Below are 24,074 nucleotides of genomic sequence, written 5' to 3'. Positions count from 1 at the left end.
AGTCAATTTAATAAATTTACAATAACATCAAATCAAAATTTTATTATTTAAATTTATTTATTAAATACTGGTTCCAAATTAAGCTTCTCTATTGCTATCTCTCTAAGCTTGTATTTTTGAATTTTACCGCTTGCTGTCATTGGGTATTCATCTACAAACTCAATATACTTTGGAATCTTATAATCAGCAATCTTACCTTTGCAAAATGCTCTAATATCATCAGATGTAATCTTACCTCTGTATTTCGGTTTCAATTTTATAAAAGCCATAACTTCTTCACCATATTTTTTATCAGGAACGCCTACAATCTGCACATCTTCTATAGCATCATAAGTATAAAGAAAGTCTTCTATCTCTCTAGGATAAATGTTTTCGCCACCCCTTATTATCATATCCTTTATTCTTCCAGTAATCACATAATAACCATCTTCAGTTTTTAGAGCTAAATCACCTGTGTGTAACCAACCATCTTCATCAATAGTTTTTTTGGTGGCTTCTTCCATCTTATAATATCCTTTCATCACATTATATCCTCTAGCACACAGCTCACCAGCCACATTAGGTGGACACTCTTTGCCAGTTGTTGGGTCTATAATTTTTACTTCCACTCCCGGTAGCTCTTTACCAACTGTTGCAACCCGTTTTTCAATATCATCATCAACCCTTGTTTGCGTAATACCTGGAGATGCTTCAGTCTGTCCATATACGATTGTTATCTCTTTCATATTCATAGTGTTCATAACCTTTCTCATAACCTCTACTGGACAAGGGGAGCCAGCCATGATACCTGTGCGAAGCGAAGAAATATCAAACTTTTCATGCTCTAGAACTTGAAGCTCAGAAATAAACATTGTAGGGACGCCATGCAATGCTGTACACTTTTCTTTTTCCACAGTTTTTAAAACCTCTATCGGATTAAAATTTTCAACAGGCACCATAGTAGCACCATGTGTTAAACACACTAAAATACTTAATACGAGTCCAAAACAGTGGAAAAATGGCACTGGAATACACAACCTATCTTTATCTGTAAACCTCATCACATTACCTATAGCATATGCATTATTCAAGATGTTGTAGTGTGTAAGCATCACACCCTTTGGAAAACCAGTTGTTCCCGATGTGTACTGCATATTGATAACATCATCATAGTGCAAAGAATTCATAACTTCATATAACTTTTTATAATCAATATCATCCCCCCTTTTAATCAATTCAGAAAAATTCATTATCCCATCATATTTTTCATCATCAAAAATAATTACCTTTTCTAACAAAGGAAATTTTTCTGACTTTTTAGATTTTTTAAGTTCTGGATAAATGTTATAAAGAGTCTCAACATAATTTAGCGTTTTATATTTCTCCACCAAAAACAAAAATTTACTGTCAGATTGTTTCAATAGATACTCTAATTCTCTTTCCCTATAAAGTGTATTTACTGTAACAAGGACTGCACCAATTTTTGCTGTAGCAAACAAAAGGTAAATCCACTCTGGGATATTATTAGCCCAAACAGCTACATGATCCCCTTTTTTTACACCCAACTTTAATAAAGCATACGCCAACTTATCTGTGTATTCATCAAGCTCCTTATAAGTCATCCTTAAATTTCTAAAAGGGTAAACAACTGCTTCATTATCTGAATACTCTTTAGCTATATGTTTTAAATAATCCCCGATAGTTTGTTTAATAAAACTAAATTCTTTCATATATCACCCCAACATGTTTAATTATACTAAATATTATAAAGCAACAGCAAACTTATATCACTACAATCTTTTTTTTGCAACTTTTTTTATAAAAATTTTACAGTCAATTTAAAACAAAATTATAGTTTAAGTGAGCTTTAAATGCTGAAAAATCAAAGAAAATTATTTGACTGAAATAGATTAAGGTGCTATAAAATTTTATCATTGATAAATTTCAATAAGGAGGTTTTAATGTCTCAGAGAAAATATGTAAATGTAGATGGTAATACTGCAGCCGCTTATGTGGCTCATGCTACAAATGAAGTAATAGCAATTTATCCAATTACTCCATCATCTGTTATGGGTGAATTGGCTGATGAAATGAGTGCAAAGGGGCAAAAAAATATATGGGGAACTGTTCCTAAAGTAATAGAAATGCAATCTGAAGGTGGTGCTGCTGGTGCTTGTCACGGTTCACTTTCTGCTGGCGCTTTAACTACTACTTTTACAGCATCTCAAGGTCTTCTTTTAATGATCCCTAACATGTACAAAATAGCTGGGGAGCTTACACCTACTGTATTTCATGTAAGTGCTAGGGCTGTTGCTACACACGCTTTATCAATTTTTGGAGATCACTCTGATGTAATGGCTTGTAGACAAACCGGTTGGGCATTACTTGCATCCAACAATCCACAAGAAGTAATGGATTTTGCACTAATAGCACAGGCTTCTAGTTTAGAGTCAAGAGTACCTTTCCTACACTTTTTTGATGGCTTTAGAACATCTCATGAAGTTCAAAAAATAGAGCAGCTTTCCTTTGATGATATGAGAGCAATGATCGATGATGAGTTGGTTAGAAAGCACAAAGAAAGAGCTTTAAATCCTGAAAGACCTGTAATTAAAGGAACCTCACAAAACCCAGATGTTTTCTTCCAAAGTAGAGAAGCTGTAAATAAATATTACGAAAAGGTACCTTCAATTGTTCAAAAGCAAATGGACAAATTTTTTGAACTTACAGGCAGAAGATACAACCTTGTTGATTATGTAGGTGCACCAGATGCAGAAAAAGTTATTGTAATTATGGGTTCTGGTGCTGATGTAGCTCATGAGACAGTAGAATATCTCAACTCATTGGGTGAAAAAGTTGGCGTATTAAAGATCAGATTATTCAGACCATTCCCTCTAGAAGCGTTTATAAATGCTCTTCCAAAAACTGTTAAAAAGATAGCTGTTCTTGACAGGACAAAAGAACCAGGCTCTCTTGGTGAACCACTTTACTTAGACGTTAGAACTGCTATTGGCGAAGCAATGCAGAAAAAGATGGTTAACTTTAATAGATATCCAGTAATTGTAGGTGGTAGATATGGCTTAGGTTCTAAAGATTTCACACCTGCTATGGTTAAAGCTGTATTTGATAACCTTGATAAAGATGAGCCAATCAACGGTTTCTCAGTTGGTATCAAAGATGATGTTACTTTTAAAAGCCTTGATTACGATCCAAATTGGCTTACACCTCAGGATGATGTTTTCAACGGGATGTTTTATGGTCTTGGCTCAGATGGTACAGTTGGAGCAAACAAAAACTCTGCAAAAATTATCGGTGAATTGACAGATAACTTTGTTCAGGCTTACTTTGTGTATGACTCAAAGAAATCTGGCTCAATGACTGTTTCTCATGTAAGATTTGGTAAAAGACCAATTAGAAGTTCTTACTTAATACAAGAAGCTGACTTTGTTGCATGTCACAACTTTTCATTCTTGGAGCAGTACGATATTTTAAAACCACTTAAAAAGGGCGGAATCTTCTTGCTCAACAGCATTTATACAAAAGATGAAGTATGGGATAAACTTCCAAAAGAGGTTCAAGAACAAATTATCGAAAAAGAAGCTAAGTTTTATGTAATAAATGCTAACAAAATAGCAGAAGAAATAGGGCTTGGTGGAAGAGTAAATGTAATCCTTCAAACAGCATTCTTTAAAATATCAAATGTTATCCCATTTGATAAAGCTGTTGATGCTATTAAAGACGCTATTAAGAAAACTTATGGAAAATATGGTGATGAAGTGGTTAATATGAACATTAAAGCTGTAGAAGCTGGAATGAATGAAGTTTACGAAGTAAACTATCCAAAACAAATTACTTCTAATACAAAAATGCATAAATATATAGACAATCCAGATGCTCCAGAAATAGTTAGAAAAGCTATTAGCAAAATGATTGCAATGGAAGGGGATGATATCCCTGTTTCATGGCTTCCAGATGATGGAACTTATCCAACAGGTACATCTAAATATGAAAAAAGAAATATTGCTCTAAATGTTCCTGAATGGGATCCAGAGGTTTGTATTCAGTGTGGTATCTGCTCATTTGTATGTCCACACGCTACAATTAGAATGAAAGTTTATGATCCAAAATACTTGGAAAATGCACCAGAAACATTTAAAGCAGTAGATGCGAAAGGCAAAGAGTTTGCAGGTATGAAATTTACTATTCAGGTATCAGTTGAAGATTGTACAGGTTGTGGTGCTTGTGTTTATAACTGTCCTGCTAAAAGTAAAACTGATCCAACTAAAAAAGCAATCAATATGGTACCTCAACCACCTATTAGAGAACAAGAAAGCAAAAACTGGGAATTTTTCTTAACAATCCCTGATTTAGATTACTCAAAATACAATAAAGCCACACTAAAAGGTAGTCAGCTTGCTCCACATCTGTTTGAATTTTCTGGAGCTTGTGCTGGTTGTGGTGAAACACCTTATGTAAGACTTGTTACACATCTTTTTGGAGATAGAGCAATTATTGCCAATGCTACAGGTTGTTCATCGATATATGGTGGTAACCTCCCAACAACACCTTACACAAAAAGAGCTGATGGTAGAGGCCCAGCTTGGTCAAATTCACTTTTTGAAGATAATGCAGAATTCGGTTTTGGTATGAGCTTGGCTGTAGAAAAATTTAAACAACAAGCTACTGAGCTATTAACCGAATTAAAAGATAAAGTTGGAGCAGATTTAGCAGAAGAAATCCTTAATGCAGACCAATCTGATCAAGTAGGTATTGAAAAACAGAGAGAAAGAGTTGCTAAACTTAAAGAGATACTAAAAGGGCTTGATGATAATAAAGCTAAATTACTTTATGATGTTGCTGACTATCTAATCAAAAAGTCTATATGGATTATTGGTGGAGATGGTTGGGCATATGATATCGGTTATGGTGGTTTAGATCATGTATTAGCACAAAAAAATAATGTAAACATACTTGTTCTTGATACAGAGGTTTACTCAAACACTGGTGGGCAATCATCTAAAGCGACTAATATCGGTTCTTTTGCAAAATTTGCTTTTAGCGGTAAAGAAAACCCTAAAAAAGACCTTGGTATGATGGCTATGAGTTATGGGCATGTTTATGTGGCTCAGGTTTCACTTTCAAATCCAGCTCAATGTATCAAAGCATTCGTTGAAGCAGAAAGCTATGATGGCCCATCACTCATAATCGCTAACAGCCACTGTATCGCTCACGGTATTGATATGAGTAAAGGGGTTGAGCATCAGAGATTAGCTGTTCAATCTGGATACTGGCTACTTTATAGATTTGACCCAAGACTTGCAGAGCAGGGTAAAAACCCACTTCAACTTGATACAAAAGAATTGAAGAAATCAGTATCCGAAGTACTTAAAGCTGAAAACAGATTTAGAGCGGTTGCTAAGATGTTCCCAGATAGAGCAAAGATGCTTGCTGAAGCTCTCGATGAAAGTGTCAAAAGAAGATTTAGTATTTACAAGCAGTTAGCTACCAAGTTAGAATGTTCTGAAGAGAATTAATAAGCGGGGTAAATCCCCGCTTTTTTTATGTTTAGAGGTAGATATGAAACCAGAGATAATAGTTGCTCTTGATTTTTCAGATTTTGATAATGCAAAAAATATTGTAGAAACATTAGACAAAGAAATAACATTTTATAAGATTGGATTAGAAGCATATTTATCTATTGGAGAAAAACTGATTGATTATTTAGTATCAAAAAATAAAAAAGTTTTTCTTGACTTAAAATTTCATGATATACCAAACACTGTAAAAAAAGCATCACTGGCAGCAGCCAAAAAAGGAGTTTTTATGTTTAACCTTCACATACAGGGTGGCTATGACATGATGAGAGATACAGTTGACGCTGTAAAATCTATAAACAGTGATGTTTTAATAATTGGTGTTACATTATTAACTTCGCTTGATGAAAATTATCTAAATCAATATAGTATTAACTTTAGTAGTTCTGCAGACTATGTACTACATTTAGCTACTATTGGGAAAGATGCAGGTCTTGATGGAGTAGTATCTTCAGCAAAAGAAACACCTCTAATAAAAAAACATCTTGGAAAAGAATTTATCACTGTAACCCCTGGGATTAGGCTTGCTTCTAATAATATTGATGATCAAAAAAGGGTTGTTACTCCTAAAGATGCTAAAAAAATGGGAACAGATTTTATGGTAATAGGCAGACCAGTTACTCAATCACAAGATCCAAAAAATACAGTAAAACTGATTAAGGAGGAGCTAAATGGATAAGAATGAAATCTTAGAAATTTATAAAAGACATAACGCACTCTTAAAAGGGCACTTTTTATTATCTTCAGGTCTTCATAGTGATACATATTTACAATCAGCTTTAGTTATGCAATACCCTGTAATTGCAGAGGAAATTATCAAAGAATTAGTTAAAGAGATTTATCATCTAAATTTTGTAACAGTTGTCAGTCCTGCTATTGGAGGTATTAGGTTTGGATATGAATTAGCAAGAATATTAAAAAAACGAGCTATATTTACTGAAAGAGTAGATGGGAAAATGACACTAAGGAGAGGTTTTACCTTAGAAAAAGGGGAAAAAGTTTTAATTGCTGAAGATGTAGTAACCACAGGCAAATCCACAAAAGAGTGTATAGATGCTGTTTTAGAACATGGCGCTGAAGTGGTTGCTATATGCAGTCTAATTGATAGAAGTAATGGCAACGCAAAATTTGACTACGAATTTTACCCTTTACTTAGAATAAATGTAGAAACTTATGAACCTGAAAATTGCCCTCTTTGTAAACAAGGTGTACCTATTGAAAAGCCTGGAAGTAGATTTATAAAAAAATAGGGTGTAATAACACACCCTAATCTTATTTTAAGTATGTTATTAAAACCTCTTTTAAGTTCTTTGGTTTTATACCTAAAATTTCATATATATCCATATTTTCGCAAGTATTACCCTCTCTAAGCATTTCAAATTGATCTCTTGTTAGAGGGAACCATTGAAACTTTCCAAACAACATAATCATAATATTTATTATAAACTCAGGGATTGGGATAAATAGTCTCTTTTTATTAGTAACTTCACAAATCAGTTTTAACAATTCTTTATAACTTAAAACTTTTGGCCCGCATACAGTAAATGTTTTATTGAACGTATTACTGTTTTCAATAGCATCAACAAATATTTTAGCAACATCAGCGACATAAACAGGCTGCATAGGATAACTTCCATCCCCAAAATAGCTAAAAACTGGTGTTTTCTTCAGAAAATCATTTAACATATTTATAAAAGAATCACCTTCCCCATAGATTACGGAAGGTTTAAAAATAGTATATGTAAGACCTGAATTTCTAACATACTCCTCAGCTAAATATTTTGTTTTATGATAATCTGTAATAGCATCGTTTCTAGCTCCATTAGCAGACATGTGAATAAACCTTTTTACATCAGCCTCTTTAGCTGCATCTACAATCATTTTAGTAGCTTGAAAATGGTATTTTTGGAATGTTACCCCATTTTTAGGAATTTCTCTAATAATTCCCACAAGGTGAATAACACAATCTACATCGTTTAGTTTATCACGGTAAGTCTCAGGTCTTAAAACATCACCAACAATAATATCAATTTTTTCATTTTTAATCTTTACCTTATCAGGATTTCTAACAAGCAAAGAAACTTCATAATCTTTTGATAATACATATTTTAAAATTTCGGTACCGACAAAGCCTGTACCACCCGTTAAAAAAATTTTCATATAAACCTCAGTAATTTATTTCGATATCCTTATCGTATAAAATAGTAAAAGTAACTTTGATATCAACATTTTGATTTGAATCTAATCTTATATTGCACAATAGCTTCCCATCCTTTTTTATTTCACAGTTATCATTGTTAATCTGAACATCTTCAACCTTGATTTTTTCATTTTTTGAAACTGGAATTCTATCTACAACTTTTATAAGATAACTTTTATTAGAGATGTTGCTCAGAGAAATCAGATAACCATCCTTTATCCTCTTTTTATTACCAAAAAAACCTGCTTCTTCCTGAAAATCAATTAATCTATTTCTATCCACTTTTATGTCATACACTTTCCCAGCTAATAAGGTATATCTGTCTTTTTCTAAAAACCCTTTAACATTGCTAAAAACCTCATTTCCTATCCTTATTTGCCATAGGTTATTTTCTAAATCAAAAGGGACATCAAATGTAATTTCTCTATAAACACTTTTTGACAAATAGGGGTAAGTAATAAGACCATAATCGGCAAATACTACCATGCTATTTAAGATAAACTCTTTTTTACTCCCATCAGATGGTAGTACCAAATTTTTAATAGAATATACTCTGTTCCCTTCTGATTCGACAGAACCTTCCTGATAATCTTCCAAACTTAAGTCACTTTTTTCGATACTTTTAGCTTTCATAAAAGCTCTAATTGGTTGAAAAACATCTACTAACCATGGAGAAAATTTCAAGTTACCTTCAACATTTTCACTTCTTTTCAAAAATAGTTTAGCTTCTTTTGCTAAAATATCTACCCCACTCTTATTTATCAAACCAACTTTTTTAACTACCCTAATTTTAGCTTTGTTTTCGCTTATCGAATCCACTGTTAAAGTATTGTAAAGATCAAATTTAATTCCAGAGAATTTTAACTCGATATCATCACATTTTGATGTTTCTAAATAAAAAGGTGAATTATTTGGAGCAGATCTCTTAAAAACATTATCTATTTCTTTTAACTCTTTATTGACTTTCTTAATTTCACTTTTAATATTAAAAAGCTCATTTGTTAATCTTTGGTTAAAATCAAAAAAATCATTTGAATTAACTGTTACATTTTTGAGTAAAATATTGGTAGTCTCATAGGCAGTATTTAGCTTTTCAAGCTGTAATGTTAAACTCTGATTTTTATTGTAATAATAACATAAATAACATTTTTCATTTAATTCATCTTTTGCAATCAATTTAGCAATATCACCATTACACTTTACATTCACACTATTATTAAAACCTATAAAATTACTTTTTAGGTCAGGTTTATAATAAATAACATCTTTATAAATATTAACTGTAGATCCCCAACCAGCTGCAACTAATAAGGTAAACGATAGTAAAAAAAAGCCTAATATTTTTTTCATAGTAATCCCTCCTGTTTAAAAGATAAAAACCCTTTATGCGAAACTATAATGTGATCTATGAGAGCGATATCGACAACATTTAATGCATCCTTAACATTCTTAGTATACCTAATATCGCTATTTGATGCTTTTAAATTACCTGAAGGATGATTATGAGCAATAATTACACCCACAGCATTTTTTATAAGAGCCATTTTAGCAATCTCTTTTGGGGGGAAATAGGATTCATTAACGCTTCCATTACTTAAAATATTATACTCTTTTACTCCACCCTTTGAATCAAGAAAGATTGCCACTAACTTTTCTGTTTCGTCAAAACCTATTTCATATTTAATAAAATTATATACAGCAGACGGTGTATTTAAAATAGATTCACTACTTTTTATTTTTGCATATTCGCACCTTTTATATAGCTCTTTTATAATTTTAAAAAACAAAACCGACTCACTACCAATACCATCTATTTTATCGTTTATCTGAAAAATATTCTCTATCCCATTTAATTTCTCAATGACCTTTTTAGCTTGAGGCTTCACATCTTTTCCACGGATTACATATCCCAGTAAAAGCTCTATAATCTCATAATCTGCTAATGAGTTAGGATTTTTTATAAATCTATCTTTCAACCTTTTTCTATGCCCAAGATAGTGCGGAATTTTAGATTTCATAACTATATTATACCACAACTAATAGGCAAGGCAATCATTATAAAACTTAATCTATCTTGTAATAAACAATTTCGCAAACTTGTAATAAGATGAGTCTAACAGAGAGGCCACATAATTAGTTTTAGCTAAAAAATCAGCTATCATATTTTTTGAAAGCTTTTTTGAAGGGGATTTAAAATGTAAAGGGTTAATCCATCTCCCATTTTTTTTAATTCTATAGTCAACATGAGGACCACTTGCATAACCTGTCATACCAACATAACCGATAACATCCCCCTGTCTAACATAAGAGCCAACTTTTAAACCTTTTTTAAATTTAGACATGTGTAAATAATAAGTATAATAACCGTTATTATGTTTTATTTTTACATAATAACCATTAGATTTCGAATAACTTTTTGCAACTACCCTTCCATCAGCTGTGGCATGAATAGGGGTTCCAATCGGTGCTGCATAATCAACACCATAATGTGGTCTATAAACCTTTAAAACAGGATGTAATCTTCTGTATTTGAAGGTTGATGTAATCCTTCCAAACTTTAAAGGAGCTTTTAAAAAACCTTTTTTAAGGGACTCCCCTTCAGGTGTAAAATAACCTTTTGTATATTTATTTTCATAATATAGAGCTCTTATATGTCTACCTTTATTAACGAAATCTGCACCCAAAATCTTGCCATATCCTATAAACTTCCCTTTACAAAATAATTTTTCGACCACTACATAAAATTCATCACCTTTTCTGATATCTTTAAAGAAATCGATTTCCCATTCAAAAATCTCAGCCAACCTAACAGCCAAAATTTCATCTTCACCCGTTTTCACAACCGCTCCAAAAAGGCTATCTTCAATCTCTCCTGAAACAACTGTAACAAGCTTATTTATAGAATATCTAACTTCTTTAACAACCTTTGTATCTAAATCAACAATAATATCTCTTGCTATCCCATCATGAAAAACTATTTTATCATTTTTAATTTCATATTTCTGTCCAGCCTTTAATTCAAAATCAAGTTTTTTTAATTCTTTAGAAATATCTAAAATATCCTTAGGACTCATATAGCTTTTTAAAATGCCAAATAAAGTATCACCAAATTTTACCTCAAATGCGAAAAGATTATAGCAGATAAAAATTAAAACCAATATATACTTAAAAATCCTCATATTTTACCTCTCCTTTTTGTAAACAAAACATAAATTATAACTATAATAGCCAAAATGGGTATCATATATATGGTTATAACATGTAGGTTCTTTTTAACCAGCTCAATATTATTTCCAACAAAATAACCCACATACGCTAAAATAACAACCCAAATTCCAGCTCCAATAGCAGTAAATAGAATAAATTTAAAAAGATCCATTTTTGCCAAACCTGCAGGAAAAGATATATACTGTCTTATGCCAGGTAAAAGTCTGCCTATAAAAGTTGTTATTTCACCATGTTTGTTAAAAAATTGCTCTATTTTATTAAACTTTGATTCATCTAAAAAAACATACTTCCCATATTTTAATAAAAAAACCCTACCAAATTTATATGCGATATAATAATTAATCAATGCACCTAAAATACTACCAAATATCCCTGATAAAATAATCAAAACTAAATTCATCTCCCCTTTAGCTGCAAGATATCCTGCAGGCGGAATAACAACTTCGCTGGGAAAAGGGAAAAAAGAACTTTCAAGAGTCATCAAAAATATAATTCCCAAATAACCTAACTGATTTATCCCTGAAACAATAAAAGCTAAAAATTTAACCATTTTCTGCCAACAATTCCAATGCCTGTTTTAATGAATGCTCTGTCACTCTTCCAGCAATCATAGTAGCTAGAATCTCTTTCTTTTCATTGTCATCTAATTGTCTAATAATAGCCTCTGTTTTATCCCCCTTTGAAGTTTTTTCAATATGAAAGTGTGTATCACCAAATGCTGCTACCACAGGCAAATGTGTAATAACAATAAGTTGTTTTTTTTGTGATAATCTTTTTAATTTTTCACCAACCTTTTTAGCAGTTTTACCACTTATCCCAGTATCCACTTCATCAAAAATCAGTGTATTTATACTATCATATTCAGAAAATATACTTTTTAGTGCCAGCATAATCCTAGATAACTCACCGCCAGATGCAATTTTATGCAAAGGTGCAGGTTCAAAACCTTTGTTTGTAGTGAGTAAAAATTCAGGTATTTTACTACCATATTTTGTTATTTCATTATAGTTTTGAAAATTTAAAAATAGTTCTGCATCCTTTAGCTCTAACTCTTTCAATATCGATTCTACATCCTTTTTTAGCTTTTTAAAAACATTTAATCTATTAAGATACAATTCATTATCAAGAAGTTTTAACTCTTCAAGTAAATTATTTAAATCATTATTTAATTTATCTATTGTATTATCATCTACACTTAATAAATCAAGTTCACTCACAATATTTTCTTTGTATTGTAAAACATCCTCTAAAGTAGGACCATATTTTTTACACAACTTATCGATCGCTATTTTTCTATCAATTAGGTTGTTAAGCTCTTCAGGGTCATAATTTTCAAAATCAAATACGCTCTCTAGTTGAGAAACTAAATCATTTAACAAATAACTAATCTCCTCTGCCCTTGTATAAGCATTAAAGATACTTTCCCCGCTATCTTTAATAGAAGAAAGATTTGATAATACTTCATTTAAAAGACCTTCAATATTAATTTCAGAATAACTCAGCAGCTGTAAAGAATTATTAATGGCATTTTTAATTTTTTCTATATTTGATAAGAATTTTATCCTATCTTCTAATTTAGAATCATTATCTAAATCAATTTGTAACTCTTCAATCTCGTTAAGTTGGCTTTGTAAAAGCTCCCTCTTAAATTCTATTTCACTTCTATTTTCTATAAGTTGTCTCAATTTTGATTTTAGGTTTTGGTATCTTTCATAACAATCATTAAATTTTTGCAAAATTGATTTATCTACAAACTTATCAATGTAATTTTTATGGTTTTCAGGGTTTAACAAAAGCTGATGGTCATGCTGACCATGAATATCTACCAAATACTGTGATATTATCTTTAATTCATTCAATGTTATAGCATAACCATTAACAAAAATTTTGTTTTTACCATTTGAATCAATTTCTCTTCTGATTACTAAAATATCTTCAACATTATACCGTTCAACAATCTCGTCAGGAACATTAACTTCTTCAAAAACTGCTTCAATATATGTTTTTTCATCAGGTTTTCTCTGTTTTTCTTTTGAAAATCGCTCACCTAATGCCATTTTTATAGAATCAATCAAAACAGACTTACCAGCACCTGTTTCACCCGTAATAATATTAAGCCCTTTACTGAACTCAATTAATACATCTTCAAATACAGAAAAGTTTATAATTCTTAAACTTCTTAACACTTTCTCACCAGCCTTTAATTAAAAATATTTATCATAGATTAAATCACTCTTCAACAAATTAATTTAAAATGGTACAATATTAGAAATTCTTTTAATAGGATCAAATATATGTTTATACAAAAGTTTATTAACACCATTTTCAATGGCTTCATTATAAGCCATACAATAATCCCTATCAATAAAATCTGCACACTTAAAACTATCTGCATCAACACCAACAATATATAAAATAAAACATTTAAAACCGTTTTTTGCAAATTTGGACAACAGTTTTAAATGTTTACTCCCCCTTTTGGTAATAGTATCTGGAAAATAGGCCGTATTTTGATATAGTAAAGTTACATTCTTTACCTCAACTAAATATTTTTCATCCTTTTTTTCGATATAAAAATCGATTCTACTGTCATCTATTTTATATTCAGGTTTTAAATAGGTATATCTTTTAAACTCGCTAATTATGCCATCTTCTATCCCTTTTTTAACAATGTTATTTATATTGACAGTATTTGTATATACCCAATAACTATCTAATTCAAAAGCTTCAACAGTATACTTTAATTTTCTTGTAGGATTATCAGATTTAGAGAGAGCTACTTTACAACCTTTATTAAGTAGCCCTCTCATAGAACCAGTATTGGGATTATACGCAGTTAAAATTTCCCCATTATATTCACAATCAACAAAAAATCTTTTATAACGCTTTATAAATTTACCTATTAAAAATTCATTACTATACTTCATCAATCTTACTTTTTGTAATTTTAACCAGCATACCTGATAACAAAATAAGACCAATTAAATTTGGTATAGCCATCATCCCATTAAATAAATCAGCCATATCCCACACAAAATCAGTTTTCCTAAAAGCACCATAAAAAACACTCAAACTATAAATAATTTTATAAAAATAACTAAATTTATAGCCAAACAAAAATTTTGCACATTGTTCTCCATAATATGACCAACCCAAAATCGTAGAATAAGCAAAAAACATTAATGCCAAAGCCAAAAATAATTTCCCGTTACCTCCAAATACTGATACAAAAGCCATTGCAGTAAGCTCTGTACTTGTTTTACCACTATCCCAAACTCCTGTAAGAAGTATAATAAATGCAGTTAAAGAACATATAACGATTGTATCAAAAAAAACACCTGTCATCGCTATTAAACCTTGTCTTACTGGATTATCTGTCTTTGCAGCTGCATGAGCAATCGGTGCGCTACCTAAACCTGCTTCATTGGAAAAAACCCCTCTTGCCACCCCATATCTGATGGCATCTTTCACCGCTGCACCAGCAAAACCACCAACAGCGGCAATAGGTGAAAAAGCTGATTTAAAGATTAATACAATGACATCAATGATATGACCAATATTTAAGATTATTATGATAATAGCAAAAATAAAGTAAAAAACAGCCATAAAAGGGACAATCTTTTCAGTAACTTTCCCTATCCTTTTTATTCCACCTATAATAACCAGAGCAGTTAAAATCATCAAAACTAAACCTGTGACCCCTTTTGGGATATTAAAAGCATCATTTACTGCCAAAGCCACAGAATGAGACTGTACCATACTACCTATACCAAATGATGCAATAATTCCAAAAATGGCAAATAATACACCTAAAACATTTCCTAAAAATTTATTTTTTATCCCATCTTTTAAATAATACATTGGTCCACCAATACTTGTGCCATCTTCAAGTTTTTTACGATAAGTCACAGCTAATACTGCCTCAGCATATTTTGTAGCCATCCCAAAAAAAGCTGACAACCACATCCAAAATATAGCTCCAGGCCCACCTGTAGCTATCGCTGTTGCAACACCAGCGATATTTCCAGTACCAATCGTCGCAGACAACGCAGTAGTTAGAGCCTGAAAAGGTGTTATATCACCTTCCCCTTTACTGCCTTCACCTTTTGAAAATATAAGTTTCAATGCCTTAGGTAATAACCTCACCTGAACAAACCCAAGTCTTACTGTAATTAAAACACCCGTACCTATAAGTAAAACAAGCATAAAAGGTCCCCAAACTATTGAATCCAAGTACTTAATTAATTCATGAATTTTTTCCATTTGATCACCTCACAAAAAATCATTTACAATTTGCTCATTTTGTATATTTTGAATATTGACCATAAAATAATTTAAGGGATTTTTCAAGATTAACCATGACTTTAGAAAAAGAATTTTTAAAGATTAATGTTTTTTGTAAGGTTTTGTTCCTTACCTTATTTACATATAGTTTACTTGTTACAAGTTTAAGCCAATATTACTTTAACAAAATAGATTTATTAGAAGAGTTATCATTAAAAAAAACCGATTATCTCGCATCTTTATATAATTCTAAATCTAAAAATAAATACCTCATATCAAAATATAATCAAATAATTGATATAAACAATGTATTAAGTTATCTTACAAATAATAATGTACCATATTCTACAATGGATATATCTTACACAATAGTTGAAGAATCTACTAAGGAAAATATAGATCCATATCTTATTCTATCTTTAATACTTACTGAAAGCTCTTTTAATCATAAAAGTATTTCCAGAAAAGGAGCAATAGGTTTAATGCAAATACTTCCTAATACAGCTTATTATATTTCTAACTTAAATGACGATATAGAAATATCTCACAAAAAAGAATTGTTCGATCCTATTACAAATATTAAAATTGGCATAAATTATTTTGCTTACCTGATAAAAAAATATAATGGTAATGTTAAATATGCAATTATAGCCTACAATTTAGGACCTTCAAATCTAAATTATAGATTAAGAAAAAAGAAAAGAATACCAAAATTTTATTACAACCGTGTTATTAGAAACTACCAACTAATCTCTACAATTAAAAATAACGCATAATAGGGGTATATATAGCACCCCCTATTATAAATTCAAAAAGTTCACAATTTTTATAAAAATTTCTTCAGCATCATCAATACCCCATGAAACGGGACTACCGTTTATAGATACATAAGGTAGAGGAAGTCTATTTTCCACTATAGTGCTAACTTCATCAATATACTCTAAAACTTCTGGTGAGGAAATATCCACATATCTAAAATCAACACCATCTAAACCATATTTTTTAACTAATTTACCTTCCAGTTTATTAGCTATATCAAAGTATGGATCTTCACTCACCCCACAACCTGCGGGGAAATAAGAAGGGCTTCAACCAGATACAAATTCCATACTTGAGCCAAAAAACCTAATTTTTACTTTCTCACTCATCTTTATACCTCACTTTTTGGGTTAACACCTAAACCATTTTTATGGAGGGTAGGATATTTACCACTAAAACAAGCATCACAAAACTTATAAGGTTTTACACATTCATGTAAACCTTCCAAACTTAAATAAGCAAGAGAATCAGCAGTAATATATTTTCTAATTTCTTCAACTGTGTGATAAGAGGCAATTAATTCACTTCTTGTTGGCGTATCTATTCCATAAAAGCATGGATAACAAGTAGGGGGGGAAGATATTCTCATATGCACTTCTTTAGCGCCAGCTTCTTTAAGCATTTTCACAATCTTTCTACTAGTTGTACCTCTAACTATAGAATCATCAATTACCACTACCTTTTTACCTTTTATAACACTTTTCACAGCATTAAGTTTTAATTTTACTCCAAAATGTCTAATAGATTGCGCTGGTTCAATAAATGTCCTACCAACATAATGATTCCTTATTAACCCCATTTCATAAGGTATTTTGCTTACTTCAGAATAACCAAGAGTAGCTACAACCCCTGAATCAGGCACAGGTATCACCACATCGGCATCAACAGGGCTTTCTTCAGCAAGTTTTCTTCCAAAACTTTTACGAACTTCATAAACACTTTTACCAAAAATCCTACTGTCAGGTCTTGCAAAATAGATGAATTCAAAAATACAAGGGGTTGGATCAATCTTTTCAAATGGATGCAAACTCTTTAAACCATCATCACTGATAACAACCATCTCACCTGGCTCAATCTCACGGATATACTCTGCATCAATCAAATCCAAAGCACAGGTTTCACTAACTAGTACATAACCTGATCTAATTTTTCCCAATATAAGAGGTCTAAAACCATTTGGATCCCTCAATCCAACCATCATATCCTTTGTCATAAAGATTAAACTGAAAGCACCCTTTAGAAACTTAACACTATGAGTTATCGAATCGATAAAATTATTTTTACCAGATTTGGCCATTAAATGTATTATAATTTCGCTATCTGAGGTTGAAGTGAAGATAGCTCCATCTTCTACTAATTGACTTCTCAAACTTTCAGCATTAACGATATTTCCGTTATGGACAAGGGCTACTTGACCTAAATTAATATCAGCCACTATCGGCTGAGTATTTTTTAACATCGATTCACCAGTTGTAGAATATCTGTTATGACCAACAGCTATATCCCCTACCAGCCTTTCCAACACTTGCTTTTTAAAAATATCTGCTACAAGACCAAGCCCCTTTTCTACTCTAATCAAATGACGATCTGAAGATGCAATACCTGCACCTTCTTGCCCTCTATGCTGGAGAGAGTAAAGCGATAAATACACTAAATTAGCAGCATCTTTATCACCAAAAACCCCTGCTATCCCGCATTCTTCATGAAATTTATCAAAAACTACTTCATCCATTTATCAATAGCTCCTTCGTATTGTGCAATTAATTCATCAAGGTCATACATTAATAAAACTCTTCTACCTTTTTTTACCTTAAATTCTTTACCCCCAGTCATTCCCACACGCTCAGTTCTAACGCCAAAATTTGCAGCCAGTTGCAAAAATTCTTTCTCTTTAGATGGATCAACTTCAACAAAAGCCATACCTTGAGTTTCGCTAAAAAGATATCTAAAATCCTCCATTTTATAGTCAAAATTAACCTCAACACCTATTTTATTCTTCACACACATCTCAAATAAACTGATTATCAAACCACCTAAAGAAACATCATGCGCACTCAAAACTAAAGATTTATTAGCAACTTCTATCATAAAGTTTATAAGTTTTATATTTTCTTCAATATTAGGTTCAGGAACTTCCCCTTCATCCATCTCCAAACAATAGGACACAAATTCACTACCACCAATTTCACCTTTATTTTCACCCAACAAGTAAATTATACTGCCATCTTGCTTGAAAAATGATACCAACCTTTTTTCTACATCATCAATAACACCAACCATGACAACTGTAGGTGTTGGATAAATCCCTTTACCGTCCGTTTCGTTATAAAAACTGACATTACCACTAACAACAGGTGTATTTAATTTTTCGCATGCAAAACTCATCCCCTCTATCGATTTTACAAACTGCCACATAACATCAGTTTTCTCAGGATTTCCAAAATTTAAACAATCAGTTATTGCAAGAGGCCTACCACCAGCCATTGCAACATTCCTTGCTGCTTCTATCACAGCTATTTGACCACCTTTATATGGATCTAAATAACAATATCTACTATTACAATCCATTGACAAAACAAGACCTTTTTTACTTCCTTTCAACCTAATAATAGCAGCATCAGAACCAGGCAATACAACAGTATTAGTCCTGACCATGTGATCATACTGCTCATATATCCACTTTTTAGAAGCAATATTAGGGTTTGATATCATCATTTCGAAGGTTTTATCCAAATTTAAATTTACAAAAGCAAAATCGTTATGTTTATATTCTCTATAATATAAAGGCTCCTTATATGGTCTCTCATATACCGGAGCTTCATCACCTAAAGGTTTTGCTGGTAGCTCGCCAACTACTTCCCCTTCCCAGTACAATCTAACATATCCATCATCTGTCACTTTGCCAATAATAGCTGCATCTAAATCCCATTTATCAAAAATCTCTAAAACTTTATCTTCATAACCTTTCTTAGCCACAAGCAACATTCGTTCTTGAGATTCAGAAAGCATAATTTCATAAGGGGTCATACCCTTTTCTCTGCAAGGAACTTTATCCAAATATAATTCAACCCCTGCTCCCGTTTTTGATGCCATTTCAAAAGACGAACTAGTAAGTCCTGCAGCACCCATATCCTGAATACCAATGATAATATCTTCTTTCATTAGCTCAAGACACGCTTCTAAAAGCAATTTTTCCTTAAAAGGATCACCAATTTGAACATTCGGTCTCTTACTCTCAGAATCAGCTCCAAACTCCTCACTTGCCATAGTTGCACCATGAATCCCATCTCTTCCTGTCTTTGCACCCACATAAATTACTGGATTGCCTACACCTTCAGCTTTAGCTTTAAAAATTTTATCTTTCTTAACAATACCAAGTGCAAAAGCATTAACTAAGGGGTTTTTTTCAAAGGACTTATGAAAGAAAGTCTCTCCGCCAACAGTAGGGACTCCAAAACAGTTACCATAACCAGCAATACCTGATACTACCCCTTCAAATAAGTATCTACTTTTTTCATCTTTTGAAATATCACCAAATCTCAAACCATCCATACACGCAATGGGTCTTGCTCCCATCGTAAAAACATCTCTCAAAATTCCACCCACTCCTGTAGCTGCTCCCTGATAAGGTTCTATATAAGAAGGGTGATTATGACTTTCCACTTTAAAGCATGCGCATATTTCACCATCAATTTCAATTATCCCAGCATTTTCACCAGGTCCCTGCACAACCCAAGGAGCATCAGTAGGGAATTTTTTCAAATGTATTCTACTACTTTTGTAGCTACAATGTTCACTCCACATTGCAGCAAAAATTCCAAGCTCTATATAATTTGGAGTACGCCCTAAAATCTCAACTGCTTTATCAAACTCCTCTTTAGTTAACCCCATTTCATTTGCAATTTCATAATTTACTTCAGGATAATTGAATTTTTCATAAACACCCATCTCAACCCTCTTTAATAAAATCGATCACACTTTTAAATAGATACAATCCATCTTTACTACCTAAAATAGATTCGGCAGCTCTTTCTGGATGAGGCATCATACCCAAGACATTCCCTTTTTTATTAATAATGCCAGCTATATTTTCAACAGATCCATTCGGATTAGAATCATTTGTTATCTCACCAAATTCATCACAATATTTAAAAACAATTTGTGAGTTCTTCTTCAGCTTAGCTAACCCATCTTCATCTATAAAATAGTTACCTTCCATATGTGCAATGGGTATTTTAACAATCTCTCCAATTGAATATAGATTTGTAAAAGGTGTAAAGTTATTCTCAACCCTAAGATAAACATATTTACATATAAATTTTAATGACCTATTTTTTAATAACGCTCCTGGCAATAATCCAGCTTCCGTAAGCACCTGAAAACCATTACAAATCCCAATTAAAAACCCACCTTTATCTGCATATTCACAAACAGCATCCATAACAGGGGACTTACTGGCTATAGCACCACACCTTAAATAATCGCCATAAGAAAACCCACCTGGTAACACTATTAAATCATAACCACTAACATCTGTATCCTTGTGCCAAATAAAAGAGGTATCAACTCCACAGAGATGCTTCAATACATGATAACAATCATGATCACAATTTGACCCGGGAAATACTACAACCCCTGCTTTCATTACTTATCCTCAACTATTTCATATTCATACTCTTCAATAATTGGGTTTACCAATAGTTTTTCACAAATCTCTTTTATTTTATCATCAAGTAAATCCATTTCTTCGATAGCCAATTCAATTACCTTTCCCACTCTCACATCTTTAACAAAACTATATCCAAGCTTATTTAAAGAGTTAAGGACTGTCTGCCCCTCTGGATCTAAAACTGTATCTTTTAATTTTACATAAACCTTCACTTTAGGCATCTGCCCCCCCAAGATAATTTTATGGCTTTCTACATTAAAATACTTTTTTTTTCAATTAATATTAATTCTTTTTAGAAACTTTTGATCTAATGAAGTTCCAACCATTTTGGATATGTTTTTCTACAAGCTTTTCAACTTTTAAAGCATCTTTTTCCTTAAAAGCCTCAATAATCTCTTTGTGTTCATTTAAAACATGTTCTATTCTGCCAGTTTCTGTAAATGAATACGCTGTTGCTCTTTTAAATTGAGATTGTAAACTCTCTAAGAATTTGATCAATCTCTGATTTTCAGACTTCCTTATAAAATAATCATGAAAGTCACTGTTAGCTTTAATCATACCAGCTACATTTTTATTTGAATAAAATCTCTCCAACCTGTTATTCAACTCTTCTAATCTCTCAACATCCACTTCTTTCATATTGTTTACAGCCAATTTAGCTGCAAGTGATTCTAAGCGAATTTTTAAAATAAAAATTTCGTCAACATCTTTATCTGTAATTTCTGTAACAACTGCACCCCTTCTAGGAATTATCTCTACAAAACCATCCATTTCCAAAAGCCTCAAAGCCTCTCGAATGGGTGTTCTACTAATACCCAATATATCTGACAATTTTGGCTCAGTTAATCTTTCACCAGGCTTTAAAACCCCTTTTAAAATATAATCTCTAATAGTTTCAGCAATCTTTTCACTTAAAGGGGTATTATCAATACTAACATCTCTAATAGCCATCACTCATCACCTTCTTTTTTATGTATAACCAGCTATTTTCTATATGCCATCTTACTTTATTCTCTACCAAATTTGGATCTTTTGATTTAAAAGCTTTAATAATTTCCAGGTGTTCATTATAAGCTTTCAATGCCCTTTCGCTCTTAGAGATTAACATCCCTTTTATACGCTGAAAGTTTTTAGACAAACCTTCAAGTATCTCTATCAATTTATCATTTTTAGAAAGCCTAATAAAAATATTATGGAAATCCACATTATATTTAAGATATTCTTCCACAACACCTTCATTCTTTTTTGCCAATAATAAAAATCTCTCATTCAACTTTTCCATCTCTTTTATATCTTCATCAGTTATATGTTTTATTGCTTGCCTTGCAGCTAACCCTTCTAAGTTAGCTTTGATAAGATATAGATTGTCCACATCTTCAAGAGTCATTTTTTTTACAACAGCACCTTTTCTAGGGATAATTTCAATAAATCCTTCATTTTCGAGCTGCCTCAAAGCTTCTCTAATAGGTGTCCTGCTTATACCTAAACTTTCTGCTAATTTAGGCTCTACCAGCCTTTCACCATCTTTGTAGACACCTTTTATAATATCAGCTCTAATCTTATCAGCAATTTTCTCTCTCAGTGGTTTTGACTCTAAAATCTCTTCCATTCCCCACCAAATAAATTGTATACAGTATGCAATATTAATACATTATTTTATTATAGTCAAACACAAATTTATATGTTATTATTAAATATGTTTAAAAAAGTTAAGCGTGATGTTTCTTTAGCTTTAGGTAGTGGTTCTGCAAAGGGGTTAGCCCATATTGGTGTCATTGATTATTTATTAGAAAATAATTTCAGAATAAAAGCTGTTGCTGGATCTAGCATTGGTTCTGTAATTGCCTCTTATTATGCGTTTAACAAGTTAGATTTATATAAAGAATTTGTATTATCTCTTGACAAAAAGAAAGTTTTTTCTCTTTTCGATATAAATTTTATACCAACTAAAGGATTAATAGATGGTGATAAAATCTTTGATTTTTTCATGGAAAGTATCGGAAATGTTAACATTGAAGATGCTCCTATCCCTCTATACATTGTAGCTACTGATCTAGAATCAGGAAAACCTATAGTTTTAAAAAAAGGCTCTCTTACTAAAGCTGTTAGAGCTAGTATTTCTATCCCAGGTATTTTTTCAACGGTAAGTATAAATGGGCAGATACTAGTCGATGGTGGTGTTTCAAATCCATTACCAATAACTGTACTTTCCAAAAATAACCATAAAAATATTATAGCTGTAAACCTCAACGCTAAATTAAAAACAAATAATTACAACAAATCTCCAAACATTATAGCTACATTTTACAGATCATTTAGCATTATGAACTATTATCAATCAGAATGTATTATAAATTCTTCTAAATACTATAAATTAATCGAACCTGATTTAGAAGAAATTGGGATGTTCGACTACCATCTTGCTGAAAAAATAATCAGGGAGGGGTATAATGCAACTAAAAGAATTTTTGAAAGATAAGTATATTCTAATTACTGGTGCAACTGATGGCATTGGAAAGCGATTAGCATTGAGGTTAGCTAAATCAGGTTATAATTTGATATTGCACGGAAAAAATCCGAAAAAGCTGGAAGAGGTTATAAATTCGATAAATCAATCGCATATAAAATTACATAAGTTAGTAGCAGATTTCTCTGATTTAAAAGAAACCTATGATGCTTTTAGTAAAATTGTTAGTTTTAAAATATATGCACTCATAAATAACGCTGCTACTTTTTCACACAAATTAACTACTACTAAAGATGGCTTTGAAATAACATACCAAGTTAATTACCTCGCTCATTTCTTAATTACACACATTTTACTGAAAAATTTGATAAATTCTGAAGAAGCCAAGATTATAAATGTAGCTTCAATGGCACATTCAAATAGCATAAATCTAACTGATTTAAAAAAAAATAATTTCCCTACTGGTTTTGAAGCTTACTCTCTATCTAAATTATGCAACATTCTGTTTACTTTTAAATTGCATAACTATTTTATGGAAAATGATATTAAAAATGTTTCAGCAAACTGCCTTCATCCAGGTGTGTTAAATACAAAACTTTTAGTAAACAACTGGGGCCCAATAGGTAGTGATCCAGAAAATGGAGCTAAAATGATCGAATATGTTTTAAACCAACCAATTAATGTCTCAGGGAAATATTTTTCTGATTTCAGTGAAAGTAAAGCCTCTAATATTGCTTATGATAAAGATATTCAAAACAAACTTTATAACATAACCTGTAAACAAATAGAAAAAGCTGGCCTTACTATAGAAAAAATTCAATAAAAAAAAGCTGGCTT

22 protein-coding genes are annotated in these 24,074 nt (G+C 31.7%); 6 read left to right on the top strand and 16 right to left on the bottom strand.

Annotated elements, in window-relative coordinates; genetic code table 11:
* Positions 1 to 53: 53 nt before the first annotated feature.
* Complete coding sequence (locus OWM07_RS08665; protein WP_423303308.1) at positions 54 to 1,709, bottom strand: AMP-binding protein; 1,656 nt, start codon at positions 1,707 to 1,709, stop codon at positions 54 to 56.
* Positions 1,710 to 1,940: 231 nt separating this feature from the next.
* On the opposite strand from OWM07_RS08665, the gene nifJ reads away from it, so the two are divergent.
* From nifJ to pyrE, 3 genes are read left to right on the top strand one after another with little or no spacing between them, the layout of a single operon-like run.
* Complete coding sequence (gene nifJ, locus OWM07_RS08660) at positions 1,941 to 5,510, top strand: pyruvate:ferredoxin (flavodoxin) oxidoreductase (RefSeq protein ID WP_423303307.1); 3,570 nt, start codon at positions 1,941 to 1,943, stop codon at positions 5,508 to 5,510.
* A 43-nt stretch (positions 5,511 to 5,553) separates the two neighbouring features.
* Positions 5,554 to 6,249, top strand: coding sequence for an orotidine-5'-phosphate decarboxylase (pyrF, locus tag OWM07_RS08655; RefSeq protein WP_423303306.1), 696 nt, complete (start codon positions 5,554 to 5,556; stop codon positions 6,247 to 6,249).
* Positions 6,242 to 6,820, top strand: a complete 579-nt coding sequence (pyrE, locus tag OWM07_RS08650; RefSeq protein WP_423303305.1) for an orotate phosphoribosyltransferase — start codon at positions 6,242 to 6,244, stop codon at positions 6,818 to 6,820. Before pyrF ends, pyrE begins: the two co-directional genes overlap by 8 nt.
* 22 nt (positions 6,821 to 6,842) lie before the next feature.
* Here pyrE and OWM07_RS08645 read toward each other — a convergent pair whose 3' ends face one another.
* From OWM07_RS08645 to OWM07_RS08610, 8 genes are all read right to left on the bottom strand, one after another.
* Positions 6,843 to 7,730 carry a complex I NDUFA9 subunit family protein gene (locus tag OWM07_RS08645; protein WP_423303304.1) on the bottom strand — a complete coding sequence of 296 codons (888 nt, stop codon included), beginning with the start codon at positions 7,728 to 7,730 and terminating at the stop codon, positions 6,843 to 6,845.
* Between the two features lie 7 nt (positions 7,731 to 7,737).
* Entirely contained in the window at positions 7,738 to 9,120 is a 1,383-nt protein-coding gene (locus tag OWM07_RS08640) for a DUF4139 domain-containing protein (RefSeq protein WP_423303303.1), read from the bottom strand.
* Positions 9,117 to 9,788, bottom strand: a complete 672-nt coding sequence (locus tag OWM07_RS08635) for a JAB domain-containing protein (RefSeq protein ID WP_423303301.1) — start codon at positions 9,786 to 9,788, stop codon at positions 9,117 to 9,119. Before OWM07_RS08635 ends, OWM07_RS08640 begins: the two co-directional genes overlap by 4 nt.
* Before the next feature lie 51 nt (positions 9,789 to 9,839).
* Positions 9,840 to 10,949, bottom strand: coding sequence for a peptidoglycan DD-metalloendopeptidase family protein (locus tag OWM07_RS08630; protein ID WP_423303300.1), 1,110 nt, complete (start codon positions 10,947 to 10,949; stop codon positions 9,840 to 9,842).
* Positions 10,946 to 11,548, bottom strand: coding sequence for a DedA family protein (locus OWM07_RS08625; RefSeq protein ID WP_423303299.1), 603 nt, complete (start codon positions 11,546 to 11,548; stop codon positions 10,946 to 10,948). Before OWM07_RS08625 ends, OWM07_RS08630 begins: the two co-directional genes overlap by 4 nt.
* Positions 11,541 to 13,184 (bottom strand): DNA repair protein RecN, encoded by a 1,644-nt coding sequence (gene recN / locus OWM07_RS08620; protein ID WP_423303298.1) that lies wholly within the window; start codon positions 13,182 to 13,184, stop codon positions 11,541 to 11,543. Before recN ends, OWM07_RS08625 begins: the two co-directional genes overlap by 8 nt.
* A 63-nt stretch (positions 13,185 to 13,247) precedes the next feature.
* On the bottom strand, positions 13,248 to 13,925 hold the full coding sequence (sfsA, locus tag OWM07_RS08615; protein ID WP_423303296.1) for a DNA/RNA nuclease SfsA: 678 nt from the start codon (positions 13,923 to 13,925) through the stop codon (positions 13,248 to 13,250).
* Positions 13,915 to 15,261 (bottom strand): alanine/glycine:cation symporter family protein, encoded by a 1,347-nt coding sequence (locus OWM07_RS08610; RefSeq protein ID WP_423303294.1) that lies wholly within the window; start codon positions 15,259 to 15,261, stop codon positions 13,915 to 13,917. Before OWM07_RS08610 ends, sfsA begins: the two co-directional genes overlap by 11 nt.
* A 95-nt stretch (positions 15,262 to 15,356) precedes the next feature.
* Here OWM07_RS08610 and OWM07_RS08605 point away from each other — a divergent pair, with 95 nt between their 5' ends.
* Positions 15,357 to 16,058 (top strand): lytic transglycosylase domain-containing protein, encoded by a 702-nt coding sequence (locus tag OWM07_RS08605; protein ID WP_423303293.1) that lies wholly within the window; start codon positions 15,357 to 15,359, stop codon positions 16,056 to 16,058.
* 24 nt (positions 16,059 to 16,082) lie between these two features.
* Here the strand turns inward: OWM07_RS08605 and OWM07_RS08600 are convergent, their stop codons facing one another.
* The 7 genes from OWM07_RS08600 to OWM07_RS08570 all read right to left on the bottom strand — a co-directional run bounded on the left by OWM07_RS08600 (position 16,083) and on the right by OWM07_RS08570 (position 22,379).
* Positions 16,083 to 16,340, bottom strand: coding sequence for a hypothetical protein (locus OWM07_RS08600; RefSeq protein ID WP_423303292.1), 258 nt, complete (start codon positions 16,338 to 16,340; stop codon positions 16,083 to 16,085).
* A gap of 92 nt (positions 16,341 to 16,432) precedes the next feature.
* Positions 16,433 to 17,833, bottom strand: coding sequence for an amidophosphoribosyltransferase (gene purF, locus OWM07_RS08595; protein ID WP_423303291.1), 1,401 nt, complete (start codon positions 17,831 to 17,833; stop codon positions 16,433 to 16,435).
* Positions 17,821 to 20,049, bottom strand: a complete 2,229-nt coding sequence (gene purL / locus OWM07_RS08590) for a phosphoribosylformylglycinamidine synthase subunit PurL (RefSeq protein ID WP_423303290.1) — start codon at positions 20,047 to 20,049, stop codon at positions 17,821 to 17,823. The genes purF and purL overlap by 13 nt, the downstream gene beginning before the upstream one ends.
* A gap of 1 nt (position 20,050) precedes the next feature.
* Positions 20,051 to 20,746, bottom strand: coding sequence for a phosphoribosylformylglycinamidine synthase subunit PurQ (purQ, locus tag OWM07_RS08585; protein ID WP_423303289.1), 696 nt, complete (start codon positions 20,744 to 20,746; stop codon positions 20,051 to 20,053).
* Positions 20,746 to 20,991, bottom strand: coding sequence for a phosphoribosylformylglycinamidine synthase subunit PurS (gene purS / locus OWM07_RS08580; RefSeq protein WP_423303288.1), 246 nt, complete (start codon positions 20,989 to 20,991; stop codon positions 20,746 to 20,748). Before purS ends, purQ begins: the two co-directional genes overlap by 1 nt.
* 61 nt (positions 20,992 to 21,052) lie before the next feature.
* Positions 21,053 to 21,721, bottom strand: coding sequence for a GntR family transcriptional regulator (locus OWM07_RS08575; RefSeq protein ID WP_423303352.1), 669 nt, complete (start codon positions 21,719 to 21,721; stop codon positions 21,053 to 21,055).
* Positions 21,711 to 22,379: a GntR family transcriptional regulator gene (locus tag OWM07_RS08570; RefSeq protein WP_423303287.1), complete on the bottom strand. Its 669-nt coding sequence runs from the start codon at positions 22,377 to 22,379 to the stop codon at positions 21,711 to 21,713. Before OWM07_RS08570 ends, OWM07_RS08575 begins: the two co-directional genes overlap by 11 nt.
* Before the next feature lie 87 nt (positions 22,380 to 22,466).
* Here OWM07_RS08570 and OWM07_RS08565 point away from each other — a divergent pair, with 87 nt between their 5' ends.
* A complete protein-coding gene (locus tag OWM07_RS08565) occupies positions 22,467 to 23,249 on the top strand; it encodes a patatin-like phospholipase family protein (protein WP_423303286.1) in 783 nt (260 codons plus the stop codon).
* On the top strand, positions 23,221 to 24,060 hold the full coding sequence (locus OWM07_RS08560; RefSeq protein WP_423303285.1) for an SDR family NAD(P)-dependent oxidoreductase: 840 nt from the start codon (positions 23,221 to 23,223) through the stop codon (positions 24,058 to 24,060). The genes OWM07_RS08565 and OWM07_RS08560 overlap by 29 nt, the downstream gene beginning before the upstream one ends.
* Positions 24,061 to 24,074 lie beyond the last annotated feature (14 nt).

It is taken from the genome of Deferribacter thermophilus, assembly GCF_049472675.1.
GTDB lineage: Bacteria > Chrysiogenota > Deferribacteres > Deferribacterales > Deferribacteraceae > Deferribacter > Deferribacter thermophilus.
The sequence above is the reverse complement of the archived record's forward strand: the minus strand, read 5'-3'. Positions and strand labels throughout refer to the sequence as shown.